18 protein-coding genes and 1 pseudogene are annotated in these 17021 nt (G+C 58.4%); 16 read left to right on the top strand and 3 right to left on the bottom strand.

All coding sequences use genetic code 11. The features are described 5' to 3' along the window. Together B2W52_RS09035 and xseA are read right to left on the bottom strand one after the other, a co-directional pair. The coding region (locus B2W52_RS09035; RefSeq protein WP_286802582.1) for an acetyl-coenzyme A synthetase N-terminal domain-containing protein at nucleotides 1-364 on the bottom strand (364 nt) is incomplete at its 3' end. Between the two features lie 103 nt (nucleotides 365-467). Further along, entirely contained in the window at nucleotides 468-1856 is a 1389-nt protein-coding gene (gene xseA / locus B2W52_RS09030; RefSeq protein WP_286802579.1) for an exodeoxyribonuclease VII large subunit, read from the bottom strand. 192 nt (nucleotides 1857-2048) lie between these two features. On the opposite strand from xseA, the gene guaB reads away from it, so the two are divergent. The 6 genes from guaB (at nucleotide 2049) to B2W52_RS09000 (ending at nucleotide 8513) form a co-directional block, all read left to right on the top strand. After that, complete coding sequence (gene guaB, locus B2W52_RS09025; protein WP_008169151.1) at nucleotides 2049-3512, top strand: IMP dehydrogenase; 1464 nt, start codon at nucleotides 2049-2051, stop codon at nucleotides 3510-3512. Nucleotides 3513-3574: 62 nt separating this feature from the next. After that, the gene (gene guaA, locus B2W52_RS09020) at nucleotides 3575-5152 is read left to right on the top strand and encodes a glutamine-hydrolyzing GMP synthase (protein WP_273072746.1); all 1578 of its coding nucleotides are present in this window, start codon (nucleotides 3575-3577) and stop codon (nucleotides 5150-5152) included. Nucleotides 5153-5172: 20 nt separating this feature from the next. Continuing rightward, nucleotides 5173-5676 (top strand): tRNA adenosine(34) deaminase TadA, encoded by a 504-nt coding sequence (gene tadA / locus B2W52_RS09015; protein WP_014577399.1) that lies wholly within the window; start codon nucleotides 5173-5175, stop codon nucleotides 5674-5676. A 9-nt stretch (nucleotides 5677-5685) separates the two neighbouring features. Further along, entirely contained in the window at nucleotides 5686-6681 is a 996-nt protein-coding gene (galE, locus tag B2W52_RS09010) for a UDP-glucose 4-epimerase GalE (RefSeq protein WP_286802573.1), read from the top strand. A gap of 30 nt (nucleotides 6682-6711) precedes the next feature. After that, nucleotides 6712-8055 carry a UDP-glucose dehydrogenase family protein gene (locus B2W52_RS09005; RefSeq protein WP_286802571.1) on the top strand — a complete coding sequence of 448 codons (1344 nt, stop codon included), beginning with the start codon at nucleotides 6712-6714 and terminating at the stop codon, nucleotides 8053-8055. Nucleotides 8056-8072: 17 nt separating this feature from the next. Beyond that, nucleotides 8073-8513, top strand: coding sequence for an HIT domain-containing protein (locus tag B2W52_RS09000; protein WP_273072738.1), 441 nt, complete (start codon nucleotides 8073-8075; stop codon nucleotides 8511-8513). A 13-nt stretch (nucleotides 8514-8526) separates the two neighbouring features. On the opposite strand, the gene fabR is transcribed toward B2W52_RS09000, so the two are convergent. Further along, nucleotides 8527-9144: an HTH-type transcriptional repressor FabR gene (fabR, locus tag B2W52_RS08995; protein WP_008169141.1), complete on the bottom strand. Its 618-nt coding sequence runs from the start codon at nucleotides 9142-9144 to the stop codon at nucleotides 8527-8529. Between the two features lie 208 nt (nucleotides 9145-9352). Here fabR and aspS point away from each other — a divergent pair, with 208 nt between their 5' ends. The 10 genes and pseudogenes from aspS to B2W52_RS08945 form a co-directional block, all read left to right on the top strand. Further along, the gene (gene aspS / locus B2W52_RS08990; RefSeq protein WP_273072736.1) at nucleotides 9353-11161 is read left to right on the top strand and encodes an aspartate--tRNA ligase; all 1809 of its coding nucleotides are present in this window, start codon (nucleotides 9353-9355) and stop codon (nucleotides 11159-11161) included. A 25-nt stretch (nucleotides 11162-11186) separates the two neighbouring features. Continuing rightward, nucleotides 11187-11453, top strand: coding sequence for a YebC/PmpR family DNA-binding transcriptional regulator (locus tag B2W52_RS08985; protein WP_273072735.1), 267 nt, complete (start codon nucleotides 11187-11189; stop codon nucleotides 11451-11453). An 18-nt stretch (nucleotides 11454-11471) separates the two neighbouring features. Continuing rightward, the gene (ruvC, locus tag B2W52_RS08980) at nucleotides 11472-11999 is read left to right on the top strand and encodes a crossover junction endodeoxyribonuclease RuvC (RefSeq protein ID WP_014577393.1); all 528 of its coding nucleotides are present in this window, start codon (nucleotides 11472-11474) and stop codon (nucleotides 11997-11999) included. Between the two features lie 30 nt (nucleotides 12000-12029). Next, nucleotides 12030-12659, top strand: a complete 630-nt coding sequence (ruvA, locus tag B2W52_RS08975) for a Holliday junction branch migration protein RuvA (protein ID WP_092029765.1) — start codon at nucleotides 12030-12032, stop codon at nucleotides 12657-12659. Between the two features lie 132 nt (nucleotides 12660-12791). Further along, nucleotides 12792-13823 (top strand): Holliday junction branch migration DNA helicase RuvB, encoded by a 1032-nt coding sequence (gene ruvB, locus B2W52_RS08970; RefSeq protein WP_008169131.1) that lies wholly within the window; start codon nucleotides 12792-12794, stop codon nucleotides 13821-13823. Continuing rightward, a complete protein-coding gene (locus B2W52_RS08965) occupies nucleotides 13816-14277 on the top strand; it encodes a YbgC/FadM family acyl-CoA thioesterase (RefSeq protein ID WP_273072733.1) in 462 nt (153 codons plus the stop codon). Before ruvB ends, B2W52_RS08965 begins: the two co-directional genes overlap by 8 nt. A gap of 3 nt (nucleotides 14278-14280) precedes the next feature. Then, nucleotides 14281-14970, top strand: coding sequence for a protein TolQ (gene tolQ, locus B2W52_RS08960; protein ID WP_092029761.1), 690 nt, complete (start codon nucleotides 14281-14283; stop codon nucleotides 14968-14970). 46 nt (nucleotides 14971-15016) lie between these two features. Beyond that, entirely contained in the window at nucleotides 15017-15463 is a 447-nt protein-coding gene (gene tolR, locus B2W52_RS08955; protein WP_014577388.1) for a protein TolR, read from the top strand. A 79-nt stretch (nucleotides 15464-15542) separates the two neighbouring features. Further along, on the top strand, nucleotides 15543-16526 hold the full coding sequence (gene tolA, locus B2W52_RS08950; RefSeq protein ID WP_273072753.1) for a cell envelope integrity protein TolA: 984 nt from the start codon (nucleotides 15543-15545) through the stop codon (nucleotides 16524-16526). A 16-nt stretch (nucleotides 16527-16542) separates the two neighbouring features. Continuing rightward, nucleotides 16543-17021 (top strand): annotated as a pseudogene (locus tag B2W52_RS08945) (Tol-Pal system beta propeller repeat protein TolB); the annotation flags it as partial.

Genomic DNA, 17021 nt, shown 5'->3' with positions numbered 1-17021 from the left:
CCTCGGGGATCATCGGCATGTAGATGATGACCCGGTCGCCCTTGGTGATGCCACGGTCTTTGAGGGCTCCAGCGAACCGGGCCACTTCATCGGTCAGCTCGTTGTAGGTGTAGGAGCGCTGGGTATCGGTAACCGGAGAATCGTAGATCAGGGCTTCCTGGTCGCCACGCCCTGCACGGATGTTGGCATCCAGTGCCACATCGCAAGTGTTCAGAGTGCCGTCGGGGAACCACTGCCCGTGCCCATTGTCGGTTGGCTGCCAGATGGTTTTCGGCGGTTCGATCCAGTCAATTTTTTCCGCCTGTTCACGCCAGAATTCGTCCGGTTTGTCTATCGACCGCCGGAACTCTGAGTGGTAGTCCATACATTCCACCTCATCGTGCCTGTTGTTGTTTTAATACGTTTCCTGACAACTTTAGGCCGTTTGAAATCATGGACTAGTAGACCATTGGCTTAGTCTCGGGGGTCTAGGGGCCAGTTTCTTCTGTAGATTTGACCGAAGTCACCTTCGCAGTCATTTCACCCCGTGCAACGCGGGCTGAGATGGTGTCGCCGGGGTTAACGTTTGAAGCATCCCGAAGAATGTTTCCGTTGTTGTCGCGCACGATGGAATAACCCCGTCCAAGGGTCGCAAGGGGGCTGACCACATTCAGAGTCTGCGCCGCATGTTCCAGGTTGTCGCGACGCTGTTTCAGGTCCTGCTGCATTACCGAAACCAATCGCTCGCTCACGCGCCGCAGCGCGTCCTGGCTATCCGAGAGCTGGCGGTGCGGCGACTGCATGACCAGTCTCTGGCGCAGGTGATCATTGCGCACGCCCACCGTTGTCAGGCGCTGTCGGATAGCCTTCTGAAGTCGCAGCTCCAGTTCATCCATGCGCTGGGCTTTCTCCAGAAGTTCCCGTCGCGGGTCCCGCAACCGTGCACCCAGGTGCCCGAGTTGGGTACCAAGGCGCTTCAGGGCAAGGCTCATGGCGTTGGAAAGACGGAATTGCCGCTCGCGGAGTTGTCTGAGCCAGTCAGACTGGTCCGGCGAAATCTTTTCGGCGGCCGCGGAGGGCGTCGGGGCCCGAAGATCAGCCACGAAATCGGCAATGGTTACATCGACCTCGTGACCAACCGCACTGACCGTGGGGATCCGGCAAGCGGCAATCGCGCGGGCGACCGCTTCTTCATTGAAGCACCAGAGATCCTCCAGAGAGCCACCGCCACGGCCGATAATCAGGACATCGGCAACGCCGTGGTTCTGTGCGGCTTCGATGGCTCGTACGATGTCAGCGGTAGCCGCCTTGCCCTGAACGGCAGTGGGGTAGAGCGTTACGGGTATAGCGGGGCACCGCCGGGCGAGAACGGTGAGTATGTCGTGGATCGCGGCGCCGGTGGGTGAGGTGACGACACCGATGTGCCTGGGCAGTGAGGGCAGCGGTTTCTTGCTGGCCTGTTCAAACAGTCCTTCGGCCAGCAATTTCCGCTTTAGCTCCTCGAAGGCCTGTTGGAGGGCGCCGAGCCCCGCAGGTTCGACGTGTTCAACGATAATCTGGAAGTCGCCGCGGTTCTCGTAAAGAGTGACCTTGCCGCGGATCCGGACCTGATCGCCCTCTTTCGGTGGTGTGCGGATGCGCTGGTTCATGCCCCGGAACATGGCGCATCGCACCTGGCATTTCCGGTCTTTCAGGGAAAAATACCAGTGGCCGGACGAGGGGCGAGAAAATCCGGAGAGTTCACCTTCCACCCACACCTGCATAAAGCTCGATTCCAGAAGATGTCTGGCCTGGTGGTTGAGCTCGCTGACGCTGAGTGCCCGGGGGCGGGTGTCCTGAAGATGCGGCGTCGCCGGTCCTGATCCGTCGTTATACATACGCAATAGCCGAAAAGAGGGAGGGTAAAAATAGCGAAATTTCAAAAAGATGCAATCGAACCTTAAAAAAGGGCCGGTTTACTGTCTTCGAGAGCCCCATTATAATAGATCGATTAAGGATTTTGCTTTGTCGTACCGCCGCGGGTACGGCACGGAAATTCCCAACTTAGCACGATCAAAAGGCGGATCCCAATGCTGCGAATTGCCGAAGAAGCCCTCACATTTGATGACGTTCTGCTGGTTCCCGGATATTCAGAAGTGCTGCCCCACGAGGTCAGCCTGCAAACCCAGCTGACCAAGGGTATCACCCTTAACATTCCTCTTCTGTCTTCCGCCATGGATACCGTTACCGAGGCAGAATTGGCCATCGCCATGGCTCAGGAAGGCGGTATCGGCATCATGCACAAGAACATGACCGTTGAGCAACAGGCGGCAGCCGTCCGCAAGGTCAAGAAGTTCGAGAGTGGCGTGGTGAAGGATCCGATTACAGTTTCGCCCGAGACAACGGTTCGCGAACTGGTAGATATCACCATGGCGAACAGCATCTCCGGTCTTCCGGTGGTGGACGGCCACGATCTGATCGGTATTGTCACTGGCCGCGACATCCGTTTTGAAAGCCGGATGGACACGCTGGTTCGGGATATCATGACGCCCAAGGAAAAGCTGGTTACGGTCAAGGAAGGCGCCTGTCTCGAGGAAGTGAAAGAGCTGCTGCATCGCCATCGGATCGAGAAGGTTCTGGTTGTCAATGACAATTTCGAGCTGCGCGGCCTGATCACGGTCAAGGATATCCAGAAGGCGAAAGATTACCCGCTGGCGTGTAAAGACGATCAGGGTCGTTTGAGAGTTGGCGCGGCCGTAAGCACCGGTGGCGACACCGAAGCCCGCATTACCGCACTGGCCGAAGCCGGGGTCGACGTGATCGTGGTGGATACCGCCCACGGTCATTCCCGTGGCGTGATGGAACGCGTGCGCTTTATCAAGAAGAATTTCCCCGATGTGCAGGTGATTGGCGGCAACATCGCCACGTCACACGCGGCGCTCGCCCTGGCGGAAGCCGGCGCGGATGCAGTAAAGGTAGGCATTGGCCCCGGTTCCATCTGCACCACCCGTATTGTGGCGGGTATTGGCGTGCCCCAGATTTCTGCGGTTTCCAACGTGGCAGCAGCGCTGAAAGAGCACGGAGTCCCGGTAATCGCCGATGGCGGTATCCGTTTCTCCGGTGATATTGCCAAAGCCATTGCCGCAGGCGCCCATAGCGTCATGATCGGTAGCCTTTTGGCAGGTACCGATGAGGCACCTGGCGAAGTGGAGCTGTTCCAGGGCCGCAGTTACAAGGCCTATCGTGGCATGGGTTCCATCGGCGCCATGGGGCAGGGCTCCAGCGATCGGTACTTTCAGGACGCCAGTAAGGGTATCGAGAAACTGGTTCCTGAAGGCATCGAAGGCCGCGTTGCCTGCAAAGGTCCGATGCGTAACATCGTTCACCAGCTGGTTGGTGGCCTCCGGGCTGCCATGGGCTACACCGGTAGCGCCACCATGGAAGAAATGCGCACCAAGCCTGAATTCGTGCGCATCACCAACGCGGGTATGCGTGAGAGCCATGTGCACGACGTGACCATCACCAAAGAATCGCCCAACTACCGTATCGGTTAACCATTGCCCTACCAGACGCGGCCCCCAGAGGGCCGCGTTGTTTATTCAGCCCCGAGGACTCCATGGCCCAGAACATCCACGACCACCGCATCCTGATTCTCGATTTCGGTTCCCAGTACACCCAGCTGATTGCCCGCCGTGTTCGCGAGATCGGCGTTTACTGTGAGATCAAAGCGTTCGATATCACCGATGACGAGCTTAATGAGTTCAATCCGAAGGGGATTATTCTTGCAGGCGGTCCGGAGTCGGTAACTCAGCTGGGCGGTCCCCGGGCGCCGGAAGGGCTGTTTGACCGCGGTATCCCGATTCTCGGCATCTGCTACGGCATGCAGACTATGGCGGAGCAGCTTGGAGGCCGCGTTGCCAGTTCGGAGAAACGCGAGTTCGGTTATGCCCAGGTGAAGGTTCGCGCCAAGGGTCCGCTGCTGGCGGATATTACCGATCATCTGACGCCGGCTGGTGAGTCGCTGCTGGACGTGTGGATGAGCCACGGTGACAAGGTGGTGGCGATGCCTGAAGGCTTCGAGCTGCTGGCCTCCACCGAGAGCGCGCCAATTTCCGCAATGCAGGATCTCAGCCGGAACCTGTATGGCGTCCAGTTCCACCCCGAAGTAACCCACACCCTGCAGGGCAAGCGGATTCTCGAGCATTTCATCCTGACTATCTGCAAATGCGAAGCCCTCTGGACGCCGGCCAAGATCGTCGATGATGCGGTTCAGCAAATTCGCGAGCAGGTGGGCAACGACAAGGTATTGCTGGGTTTGTCCGGTGGCGTCGATTCCTCGGTGACGGCAGCATTGCTGCACCGGGCAATCGGTGATCAACTGACCTGTGTGTTTGTGGACAACGGTCTCCTGCGTCTTCATGAAGGCGACCAGGTGATGGACATGTTCGCCAGCAACATGGGCGTAAAGGTCATTCGGGTCGATGCGGAAGATCTGTTCCTGTCGAAGCTGAAAGGTGTCAGTGACCCGGAGCAAAAGCGCAAAATAATTGGCAACACCTTTATTGATGTGTTTGACGACGAGGCGGCCAACATCAAGGACGTGAACTGGCTGGCTCAGGGCACGATCTATCCGGACGTCATTGAGTCCGCTGCTTCCAAGACCGGCAAGGCGCATGTGATCAAGTCCCACCACAACGTAGGTGGCTTGCCGGAAACCATGAAAATGAAGCTGGTGGAGCCGCTGCGGGAGCTGTTCAAGGATGAGGTGCGCCGGATCGGCCTTGAGCTTGGTTTGCCCTACGACATGGTGTACCGCCACCCGTTCCCGGGGCCGGGCCTGGGCGTGCGTATTCTCGGTGAAGTGAAAAAGGAATATGCCGATATCCTGCGCCGCGCGGACGCCATTTTCCTGGAAGAGCTTCACCGTGCGGATTTCTACCACAAGACCAGTCAGGCCTTTGCGGTCTTCCTGCCGGTCAAGTCGGTAGGCGTGGTCGGGGACGCCCGCCGCTACGAATACGTGGTGGCTCTTCGTGCTGTTGAAACCATCGATTTCATGACCGCCCGCTGGGCGCATCTGCCTTACGATCTCCTTGAGACCGTTTCCAACCGGATCATCAATGAGATCACCGGTGTATCCCGGGTGACCTACGATGTTTCGTCCAAGCCGCCGGCAACTATTGAGTGGGAATAATCGACGGGTGAGCCGGTCCGATGTCTGAGGCGACGCCGGAAGACGAGCGCTGGATGAATCGCGCGCTCCAGCTGGCTGGTGAGGCTGCAGCAAAGGGCGAAGTGCCTGTCGGTGCCGTGGTGGTTCTGGATGGCAAGGAAATCGGCGCGGGTTTTAACGCGCCGATTTCCGGTTGCGATCCCACGGCCCATGCCGAAATCAGGGCGCTGCGCGATGCCGCCGCCCGGGTGGGCAATTATCGGCTGCCGGATGCCACGCTTTACGTTACTCTGGAGCCCTGTACCATGTGCGTGGGTGCGATCGTCCACGGCAGAATCAGTCGGCTTGTCTATGGGGCACGTGAGCCCAAGGCCGGTGCAATAGAGTCTGCACGCCGGACACTCGAAGAGCCCCATCTGAACTGGGACGTGACCGCCGTTGGCGGCGTCTTGTCAGATCAGTGCAGCCAGGTGATCAGTGAGTTTTTCAGTCGGCGACGGGCAGAGATCCGGCGTCTGCGCAAACAGAATTCAGGGAAGGAGTAGTTTTCGCCTATGAAAGTCCTCGTTACCGGCGGAGCCGGATATATTGGCAGTCACGTGGTCCGTCAGCTGGGCCAGGCCGGTCACGATATCGTTGTTTTCGATAACCTCTCCACTGGCTACCGCTGGGCGGTCACCGCCGGCGAACTGGTGGTCGGGGATCTGGCCGACGAAGCGGCAATCGAAGATCTGTTCTCCCGTCACCAGTTTGAGGCAGTCCTGCATTTCGCTGCCAATATTGTGGTGCCGGAGTCTGTCGCCAACCCCCTGAAGTACTACAGCAACAATACCCGCAATACCCTGAACCTCCTGAAAGCGGTCGAAAAGCACGAAGTGCCGTACATGGTGTTTTCCTCCACCGCGGCTGTCTATGGTATGCCTGAGCAGACGGTGCTCACTGAGGATCTGCCGCTGGCCCCGATCAACCCCTACGGCGCGTCCAAGATGATGAGCGAGCGGATGATCATGGATCTGGCCGCAGCCTCCAGCCTCAATTATGTGATTCTCCGTTACTTCAATGTAGCAGGCGCGAATCCGGAAGGGCTGCTGGGGCAGGCCACACCTGAAGCCACGCATCTGATCAAGGTCGCCTGTGAGTGCGTGACGGAACAGCGGGAAGGCATGAGTGTCTTCGGCACCGATTACGATACCCGGGACGGCACCTGCATTCGCGACTACATCCACGTGGAGGACCTGGCCAAGGCCCACGTGATGGCGCTGGACTACATGGCAGATGGTGGTCGTTCGAAGGTCATGAACTGCGGTTATGGTCGCGGCTTTACGGTCCGGGAAGTGATTGATGTGGTCAAGGCGCAATCCGGCGTTGATTTTCCGGTCACCGAAACCGGCCGCCGCGCCGGCGACCCGGCAGCATTGATGGCGGACAACACACTTATCCGCCAGACCCTGGGCTGGCAGCCGGACTACGACAATCTGGATACCATTGTCGGCACCGCCCTGGCGTGGGAAGCGATCTGGCAGAAGAAAAAAGCTGACGACACCCCATAACTTTTCTTTACTTGTATCGGGATTTAAAGGATGAAAATAACGATTTTTGGAACCGGTTATGTTGGCCTGGTTACTGGTGCTTGCCTGGCGGATGTTGGCCACGACGTTCTCTGTATGGACGTGGACCAGGGCAAAATTGAAAAGCTCAAGAATGGCCAGATTCCCATCTATGAGCCGGGCCTCGACAATATCGTAAAGCACACCGTTGAGGCAGGCCGCCTTTCGTTCACCACAGATAGCGCGGAGGCCGTTCGTCACGGCACACTCCAGTTTATCGCGGTGGGCACCCCCCCGGATGAAGACGGTTCTGCCGACCTCCAGTATGTTACTGCCGTAGCCCGTTCCATTGGTGAACACATGGAGGACTACAAGGTGGTGGTCGACAAGTCCACGGTACCGGTGGGTACCGGCGACAAGGTCCGGGCTGCGGTTCGCGCCCAGCTGGACCGACGTGGCCTGGAGCTGGATTTTGATGTGGTGTCGAACCCCGAGTTTCTCAAGGAAGGGGCGGCTATCAACGATTTCATGAAGCCTGACCGCATTGTTGTCGGTACCGACAGCGAGCGGGCTGCGGAACTGCTGCGGGAGGTCTACTACCCGTTCAACCGGAATCATGACCGCATGATCTTTATGGACCTGCGGTCTGCCGAGCTCACCAAGTACGCGGCCAACTCCATGCTGGCCACCAAAATCAGCTTTATGAACGAAATCGCCAACCTGGCAGAGCGACTGGGCGCTGATATCGAAGCCGTGCGCCGGGGCATTGGTTCCGACCCGCGGATTGGCTATCACTTCATCTACCCTGGTTGCGGTTACGGCGGTTCCTGCTTCCCGAAAGATGTTCAGGCCCTGGCTCGAACTGCCAGCGACTGCGGTTACGAAGCACGGCTGCTCAATGCGGTTGAATCGGTCAACTACGCCCAGAAACACGTGCTGTTCGACAAGATCAGCCACTATTTTGGTGGTGATCTCAATGACAAGGTCGTTGCGCTTTGGGGGCTGGCGTTCAAGCCGAATACCGACGATATGCGCGAAGCTTCTTCCCGCACATTGATGGAAGATCTCTGGAAAGCCGGCGCCAGAGTGCAGGCTTTCGACCCGGAGGCCATGGAGGAAACCCAGCGAATCTACGGTGATCAGGAAGGCCTGACCCTGTGCGGCACGAAAGAGCAGGCGCTTAAAGGGGCAGATGTTCTCGCTATCTGCACCGAGTGGAAAGAGTTCCGGTCCCCAGACTTCGAATCCATTGCTGCGACCATTCGTGAACCTGTGGTCTTTGATGGCCGCAATCTCTACGAGCCGGAAATGCTGGATCGCTACGGCCTCATTTACTACGCCATTGGCCGTGGCCGCACCCAGTTCCACTCCGAGTAAACCCAGATAATCGGAGGATGAGTATGAGCGAACCGGCAGTTTTCCGGTTACACGAGCGACTGAAGGCCGACACGATTGGCCTCGGAAGCAGCTCGCTTTGTGAAATCCGACTGATGAATGACAGCACCTGGCCTTGGGTGCTGTTGGTGCCGGCGGTCGCCGGCATCCGTGAGATCTACCAGTTGTCGGCGGACCAGCAGCACCAGCTGGCCCGCGAGTCTTCCGCGCTCAGCGAAGCCATGATGGGTGTCTTTGGCGGCGACAAGATGAACGTCGCAGCCCTTGGCAACATGGTGCCCCAGCTTCATCTTCACCATATCGTGCGGTTCGAAGGCGACCCGGGCTGGCCGGGCCCTGTGTGGGGCAAGCAGGCGCCGGTTGCTTATTCTGATGAGGAGCTGGCGCAGGTTCGCTCGAGACTGGCTCCGGTTCTTGCTGAGCTTGAGGCCGGTGTCTAGTTCGAAAGTGAGGTCAGTTGCGTTTCGCCAGAGTCTGTGAGCCGACCAGGATCATTCTGAGCTCGGTTTTCAGCTTGGCCTTCAGCTCATCACGTTCGGAAGCGGTTGCATCCAGCGCTTCTGCCCCCTGGTTGAAGACCAGCGTTACCATGGCCTCAGCCACCAGCCTGGCTTCTGAGAGGGGCTTGTTCTGCTCGTCGGCGATCCGCCGCAGGTCATCGGCCAGTTCGGTCACAAAGTGGTCAATCTCGGCCTTTACGGCTGTCCGAAAAGGCTTGGAAACCCCGGTCCTTTCCCGAAGCATCAGCCGGAACAGGTTGGCATTGTTGCCCAGGTACTCCATGAAGGTTTCTACAGAAGTGGAAATGGCGCTGCCACCATCACGGGCAATCCGCTTGCGGGCCTGACGCATTAGTTGTCTCAGGGCAACGCCGCCTTCGTCCACCAGAGCCAGGCCCAGTTCATCAAGCTCGGCAAAGTGCCGATAGAAAGACGTGGGGGCGATTCCCGCCTCCCGGGCAACTTCCCGTAAACTCAGACTGCCAAAGCCCCGGTCCGCACTCAGTTGCGAGAGCGCCGCATCCATCAGTGCCCGCCGGGTTTTCTGTTTTTGCTCCGCTCTGGTGGCCAAGTTCAGACTCCATCTGCTGGTAAAAAAGAAGCATTCTAGCCGGCTGCCAACCTGCAGTCATCCGACCGCTTGATTTGCGTGCCTGCATGCCTGATTTTCACCGCCATTGTGTTTATAATGGGCGGCTTTTCCGCTATGGTCGCACCATTTTTCAAGCGATCCAGAACACGCACCATATTTGAACACATTAAACGTAACGGGAACCGGTATGCGCAGTCATTATTGCGGTGGGATCAACGAATCCCACATCGATCAGGAAGTCACACTTTGCGGATGGGTACACCGCCGTCGTGACCACGGTGGGGTTATCTTCCTGGATCTGCGGGATCGGGATGGTATGTCTCAGGTGGTTGTGGATCCTGATACCCCTGAGAGCTTTGCGCTTGCGGAAAAAGTCCGTAGCGAGTTCGTGATCAAGGTTACCGGCCGGGTGCGTCGTCGTCCTGCCGGCACCGAGAACAACAACATGCCGACCGGGCAGGTTGAGCTTCTGGGCAAGGAGCTGAGTATCCTGAACGCCGCGGCAACGCCTCCGTTCCCTCTGGATGAGCATGTCGACGTTGGCGAGGACGTGCGCCTGCGCTACCGGTTTGTGGACCTGCGTCGGCCGGAAATGATCAACCGCCTGCGTTTCCGTTCCCGGGTAACCAGTTATATCCGTAACTACCTCGACAGCAACGGCTTCATGGATGTGGAAACTCCTATCCTGACCCGTGCCACGCCGGAAGGCGCGCGGGATTACCTGGTGCCGAGCCGTACCCATGAAGGCTCCTTCTTCGCGCTTCCGCAGTCTCCCCAGCTGTTCAAGCAGTTGCTGATGGTGTCTGGTGTTGATCGTTACTACCAGATCGCCAAGTGTTTCCGGGATGAAGACCTGCGTGCAGATCGTCAGCCGGAGTTCACCCAGGTAGACATCGAGGCCTCTTTCATTGATGAAGAGACCCTGATGAAGCTGAACGAGGACATGATCCGGGCGCTGTTCAAGGACGTGCTGGAGGTTGAACTGCCGTCCTTCCCGCAAATGCCGTATGCCGAGGCAATGCAACGTTACGGCAGCGACAAGCCGGATCTGCGAATCCCGCTGGAGCTGCTGGATGTAAATGATCTGGTTGAAGGCGTGGACTTCAAGGTCTTCGCTGGTCCCGCCAAGGATCCGAAAGGTCGTGTGGCGGCTCTGCGTGTGCCGAAAGGCGGCGAGCTGACGCGCAAGCAGATTGACGACTACACCAAGTTTGTTGGTATCTACGGTGCCAAAGGTCTTGCCTATATCAAGGTCAATGACCTGTCCAAGGGCGTTGAAGGTCTGCAGTCCCCGATCATCAAGTTCCTGGGCGATGATGTTGCTCTGGCTATCATGGAGCGTGTGGGTGCCGAAGACGGCGACATCGTGTTCTTCGGCGCGGACAAGACCAACGTGGTCAATGAAGCCCTCGGCGCACTGCGGATCAAGATCGGTCACGATCTCGACATGCTGACTTCCGAGTGGGCGCCGCTCTGGGTTGTCGATTTCCCGATGTTCGAGGAAACTCCGGACGGCGGCCTGACCGCGATTCACCACCCGTTCACCGCGCCGTCCTGTAGTCCCGAAGATCTGGCCGCAGACCCCGCCAACGCGTTGTCCCGCGCCTACGATATGGTGTTGAACGGCACTGAATTGGGCGGCGGTTCTATCCGTATTCACGATGAGAAAATGCAGGAAACGGTGTTCCGTATTCTGGGTATCGGTGAAGAGGAAGCCCGCGCCAAGTTCGGCTTCCTGCTGGATGCCCTGAAGTTTGGTTGCCCGCCCCATGGTGGTCTGGCGTTCGGCCTGGATCGCCTGGTCATGCTGATGACCGGCGCTTCGTCCATCCGTGACGTTATAGCATTCCCGAAAACCCAGAGTGCCACCTGTCTGATGACCCAGGCGCCGGGCGAAGTGGATGAGAAGCAGCTGCGTGAGTTGCATATCCGTCTGCGCAAGCCGTCAAAGCCGGTTGAAGGCAACAAGGCGGAAGCCGGTGAGGGCAACGAGTAAGTCAGTGATTTAAGCGAGGAGCTGTATGGCGGGTCACAGTAAGTGGGCCAACATCAAGCACCGCAAGGCGGCACAGGACGCCAGGCGGGGCAAGATCTTCACCAAAATCATTCGTGAGCTGACCTACGAAGGCTACGGTCCCGAGTGGGAAGAGGATCGCCTGGTGGAAGCCGTGCTCAGCGCCGGCGCTGAAACCATCCTGAAGCTCATTGATATGCTCGAAGATCTGGACGATGTTCAGAATGTCTACCACAACGCGGATATCTCCGGCGAAATAATGGAATCGCTTTGACCAGTCAGGAGCATTGATGTGGCGATAATTCTGGGCGTTGATCCGGGGTCACGAATTACCGGTTACGGCGTCATTCGGGCAGATGGTCGACACATCGAGTACATCGACAGTGGTTGTATCCGGGTGGGCGAGAAGCCCATGGCTGAACGCCTTCAGACCATATTCCAGAGCCTTGCCACCCTGATCGGAGAGTATCGGCCGGAAGAATTTGCCATCGAGCAGGTGTTCATGGCCCGCAATCCTGACTCGGCTCTGAAGCTCGGTCAGGCCCGCGGCGCGGCCATCGTCAGTGCCGCCAACAGTGGCTTGGCGGTTCATGAATACTCGGCGAGGCAGGTAAAGCAGGCGGTGGTCGGCAAGGGCGGGGCTGACAAATCCCAGGTTCAGCACATGGTTCAGGTGTTGCTCTCGCTTTCACGCAAACCCCAGGCAGACGCGGCCGATGCGCTCGCCATCGCCATGTGCCATGCCCACATGAGTCAGAGTATCCTGCGGGTAGCCAGTGGCGCGGGAAAAGTCCGAAGCGGTCGTGTGCGACAACAATAAACCGCTCCCAGGAGCGACAGGAGATTCAGCTTGATTGGTCGTATCCGAGGTATTCTGGTCGAAAAGGCTCCGGGCCAGGCGCTGGTTGAGTGCGCGGGCCTGGGCTATGAAGTCGACATCCCCTATACCACCTTCTTTCATCTGCCGGAGACCGGCGATGAAGTCACCCTGCACACCCATTTTGCCGTCCGAGAAGACGCCCAGAGCCTCTACGGCTTTGCTTCCAGCCTGGACCGGGACCTCTTCCGCCTGCTGATCAAGGTTAATGGGGTTGGCCCGAAGCTGGCCGTTGGCATTCTTTCCGGATTGGACGCACAGCAGTTCATTCGCTGCGTTGAGAATCGTGACTCCGCCTCACTGGTCAAGCTCCCCGGCGTTGGCAAGAAGACCGCAGAACGGCTTCTTATTGAAATGGCGGACCGGATAGGGCAACTTGAAGGGCAATTTGTGCCAACGTCGCCCGAGACGACAGGCGTGGGGCAGCCGGGCGGACAAGGCCCCGCTGGCGGGCCGGCGGCCACTGAAGAGGCGGAAGCCGCACTGATCGCTCTGGGTTACAAGCCCCAGGAGGCTGCCAAGGCCATCAGCAAAGTGGCCGGGGAGGGGATGAGTAGTGAAACGCTCATCCGTCTGGCCCTGCGAAACATGATTCCAGCCTGATCGTCAGAACCTGTCGCGAACCTGTAGAGAGCGTAACGTGACACCTGCTAACCCCTTTGTACAATTGGGGCTGCGCTGGAATAGCGGGCAAACGTGAGGCACGATGTTGATTCCCACACTATGGGTGATGCCATGATCGAATCCGACCGGTTGATCTCGGCCCGGGCCGGTGAATATGAGGAAGTACAGGACAGGGCCATTCGCCCGACCCTGCTGGCCGAGTATGTTGGCCAGCCCACGGTCCGTGAGCAGATGGATATTTTCATATCCGCGGCCCGGGGTCGTCAGGAAGCGCTGGACCACGTTCTGATCTTTGGCCCGCCCGGTCTGGGCAAAACAACCCTTGCCAATATCATCGCCAATGAGATGGGCGTATCCATCAAGACAACGTCTGGTCCTGTGCTTGAAAAAGCCGGCGACCTGGCCGCCATGCTGACTAATCTCGAAGAAGGTGACGTTCTCTTCATTGACGAGATCCACCGTCTCAGCGCGGCAGTGGAAGAAGTGCTGTATCCGGCGATGGAAGATTACCAGCTCGACATCATGATCGGTGAGGGCCCGGCCGCCCGCTCCATCAAACTGGACCTGCCGCCGTTCACCCTCGTCGGTGCGACCACCCGGGCAGGCTTGCTGACTTCGCCGCTGCGTGACCGCTTCGGCATCGTGCAGCGGCTGGAGTTCTATAACACCGAAGATCTTACCAGCATCATTCTGCGCTCCGCGCGATTGTCTTCGGTAGCCGTCGATGAGGCAGGCGCGTTCGAAATTGCCCGCCGGTCCCGGGGTACCCCGCGTATCGCCAATCGCCTGTTGCGCCGTGTCCGCGATTTTGCGGAAGTCCGCTCAGACGGTCGTATCACCTCTGACATCGCCGATCAGGCACTGAACATGCTGAAAGTGGATAACCAGGGTTTCGATCACATGGATCGGCGCCTGCTGCTGGCCATGATCGAGAAATTCGACGGTGGCCCTGTCGGGGTCGAGAGCCTTGCTGCCGCGATCAGTGAAGAGCGCGGCACCATTGAGGATGTGCTTGAGCCCTTCCTGATCCAGCAGGGTTATATGGTCCGGACTCCCAGAGGGCGGATGGTGACCTCCAACGCCTATCAGCATTTCGGCGTGATTCCGCCGAAGTCGGGCAGGGAGGACGATCTTTTTGGTTGAACAGGCGCCAGAGGGAAGGTTCGAACTGCCGATTCGGGTCTATATCGAGGACACGGACGCTGGTGGCATCGTATTTCATGCCAAATATCTCCATTACATGGAGCGGGCCCGAACCGAATGGGTGCGCAGTTGCGGCGTTGGCCTCAGGGCGGGTCTGGCGGACAATATCAGTTATGTAGTGCAACGGCTGACCATTCATTATGCGGTGCCGGCCAAGCTTGATGACGAACTGCTGGTTACTGCGGAACCGGTGGCTTTTGGTAGAGTCTGGATGGATTTCCGTCAGCGTGTGATGCGGGCCGAAGACCGAAAGTTGCTGAGTGACAGTGATGTGCGGGTAGCCTGCGTAGCGCTTGATTCCGGTCGTCCCCGCCGGTTACCGACGAATATGCAGGAATTGCTGGCCAGGAATGTCCAGCCCATCGAAACGTTAAACAGAACGAGCCAGGAGTAAGAAGTGGATTCAGAACTTTCAGTCTGGTACCTCATTGCCAATGCCGGTGTCTTGGTTCAGCTGGTCATGCTTTTGCTGGCCCTGGCGTCAATCATGTCCTGGGCCCTGATTTTCCAGCGCCTGCAGGTATTCCGGAAGGCCAGGAAGGCCCAATTGGCGTTCGAGGAGCGTTTCTGGTCAGGCATGGATCTGGGGCAGTTATACCGGGAGGTGAACGCCGATCCAACACCGTTTTCCGGCATGGAATCCCTGTTCCGGGCCGGTTTCAAGGAGTTTTCCCGGTTGCGCCAGCAAAGCCGGGACGCCGATGCGGTTATGGAAGGTACCCAGCGGGCAATGCGGGTGGCCTTCTCCCGGGAGCACGAGCGGCTGGAGGCCAGTCTGCCGTTCCTGGCGACGGTCGGCTCCACCAGTCCTTATGTGGGTTTGTTTGGCACCGTCTGGGGCATCATGAACTCGTTCCGGGGGCTGGCACAGGTTCAGCAGGCGACACTGGCCACGGTGGCGCCCGGCATCTCCGAGGCCCTCATCGCAACCGCCATGGGTCTGTTCGCCGCAATACCGGCGGTTATTGCCTATAACCGTTTTTCCGCCATGTCCGATGCCCTGTTGAAGAACTACGAAACCTTTGCGGATGAGTTTTCCAGCATCCTCCATCGCCGCGTCCACCAGAGCGAGAAGGGCGCCGCGTGATGCGGTTGGTAGTTAGAGGCAGGAATCAGCCCAGGAGCACAGTTCTATGAAAGGCATGGGAATGATGCCGGAAAACCGGCGCAAGCCAATGTCGGAGATCAACGTGGTTCCGTACATTGATGTCATGCTGGTGTTGCTGATCATCTTCATGGTCACCGCCCCGATGCTGACGCAGGGGGTGAAGGTTGATCTGCCCCAGACCACTTCCGATCCTATTCAGTCTGACAAGGATGTTGAGTCGATCATTGTTTCGGTTGATGCAAACGGAGCGTACTACGTCGAGATCGGAGACGAGGGCAGTGACCCCATGACGCTGTCCGACCTGCGTGCCCAGGTTTCCAAGATCCTCTCGCAGCGGGCCTCCAGTGAGATTCTGGTTCGCGGCGATGAGAATGTTACTTACGGCACAGTTGTTCGGTTGATGGCCGAGTTGCAGGGTGCCGGGGCGAGCAGTATCGGCCTGATCACCGAATCACCGCGGGACGACAATTGATAGTGTTGCGGGCAGGAGTGTTGTGAGAGATCACCAGCGCGAAGTAACCACAACAGGCGTGCCACCATGGAAATCACCGGTGGCGCTCTCGGTCACGTTGCACCTGTTGATTCTGGGCATTGCGCTTGCGGGTTGGTCGTGGACCAGCACCGATCATGAGCCGCCACCCAGGAGCATATCGGCCCGGCTGATTACCCAGCAGGAGCCGGAACCGAGCCCGGTGGTAGAGCCCGTCGATCAGCAAAAGCGGGACGAAGAACGCCGGGCCGAAGAGCAGCGTCGCAAGGAAGAAGCTGAACGACAGAGGCAGCAAGAAGAAGCCCGTCGCATTGCAGAGCAGAAGCGACAGGAAGAACAAAAACGGCTCCAGCAGCAGAAAGAGCAGGAGCGACAGGAAGCAGAGGCGAAAGAACGCGAGGCCCGGAAAGCCCGTGAAGCGGAGGCTGCCCGTCAAAAGGCGGAAGCGGAAGCCAAGGAGCGGGCCAGGCAGAAAGCTGAGGAAGAAAAACGCCGTCAGGAAGAGGCAAAACGAAAAGCCGAAGAAGAGAAGCGGCGCCAGGAGGAGCAGCGGAAGCGGGAAGAGGCCGAACGAAAGCGCCAGGAGGAGCTGGCTCGCCAGGAAGCTGAGCGCAAGCGCCTCGAGGCAGAGCGCAAGCTCCGGGAACAGCAGCTTGAAGCCCAGGCGGAGGCGGCCCAAAGAGCTCGGGAAGAAGAGGCGCGTCGCCAGCAGGAGGCGGCTGCCGCAAAAGCCCGGGAAGCTCAGATGCTGTCGGAGAGTGAGAAGTATCAGGCCTTGATCAGAGAGCGGCTCCATGAGTTGTGGTATCTGCCTTCCTCTGCCACGGAAGATCTGGTTGCGCGATTAAGGATCACCCTGTTGCCTACTGGTGAGCTTGCCGGCGCAGAATTGGTCAGCAGCAGCGGAAACAGGGCTTTTGATAACTCAGCACTTCAAGCCGTCCGTTCGTTGCAAAGGTATCCAATTCCGAATGATCGGGAAACGTTTGATCGGTACTTCCGACAGTTTACGATTGAATTTAACCCACGTCGGAAGAACAGATAAAGGTATGGATAACACCATGACACATCGGATTTGGTATAAACCGGCCAGAACGCTACTCGCCGCCACGGCACTGATCTTTTTCGCGGTTTCGACAGCCCGGGCGGAGCTGTTGATCCGGATTACTGAAGGCGCGGATTCGGCCATTCCTGTTGCAGTGGTGCCTTTCGCCGAGTCTGGACAGATGCCCGCTGGCGACAAGGTCAGCAGCATTGTTCAGGCGGATCTGACCATGACGGGCGAATTCCGGACTCTGCCTCCGGAGAAGATGCTGAGCCTGCCATCCAGGCGGGAGGAAGTGTATTTCCGGGACTGGCGCCTGCTGGGCCAGCGCTATGTCCTTGTGGGGGCCCTCAGCCGAAGTGGTGACCGTGTTCAGGCCCGGTATGAGTTGTTCGATGTAAACCGCGAGGAACGGATTCTCGGTGAAACTGCGGCGGCACCTGCCTCCAATATGCGCTCGCTCGCTCACCACATCAGCGACAAGGTATATGAGGC

The sequence above is a fragment of the Marinobacter sp. UBA2498 genome, assembly GCF_002341575.1.
GTDB lineage: Bacteria > Pseudomonadota > Gammaproteobacteria > Pseudomonadales > Oleiphilaceae > Marinobacter > Marinobacter manganoxydans.
Note: the sequence above shows the minus strand (reverse complement) of the source record. Positions and strands in the feature narration are given on the sequence as shown.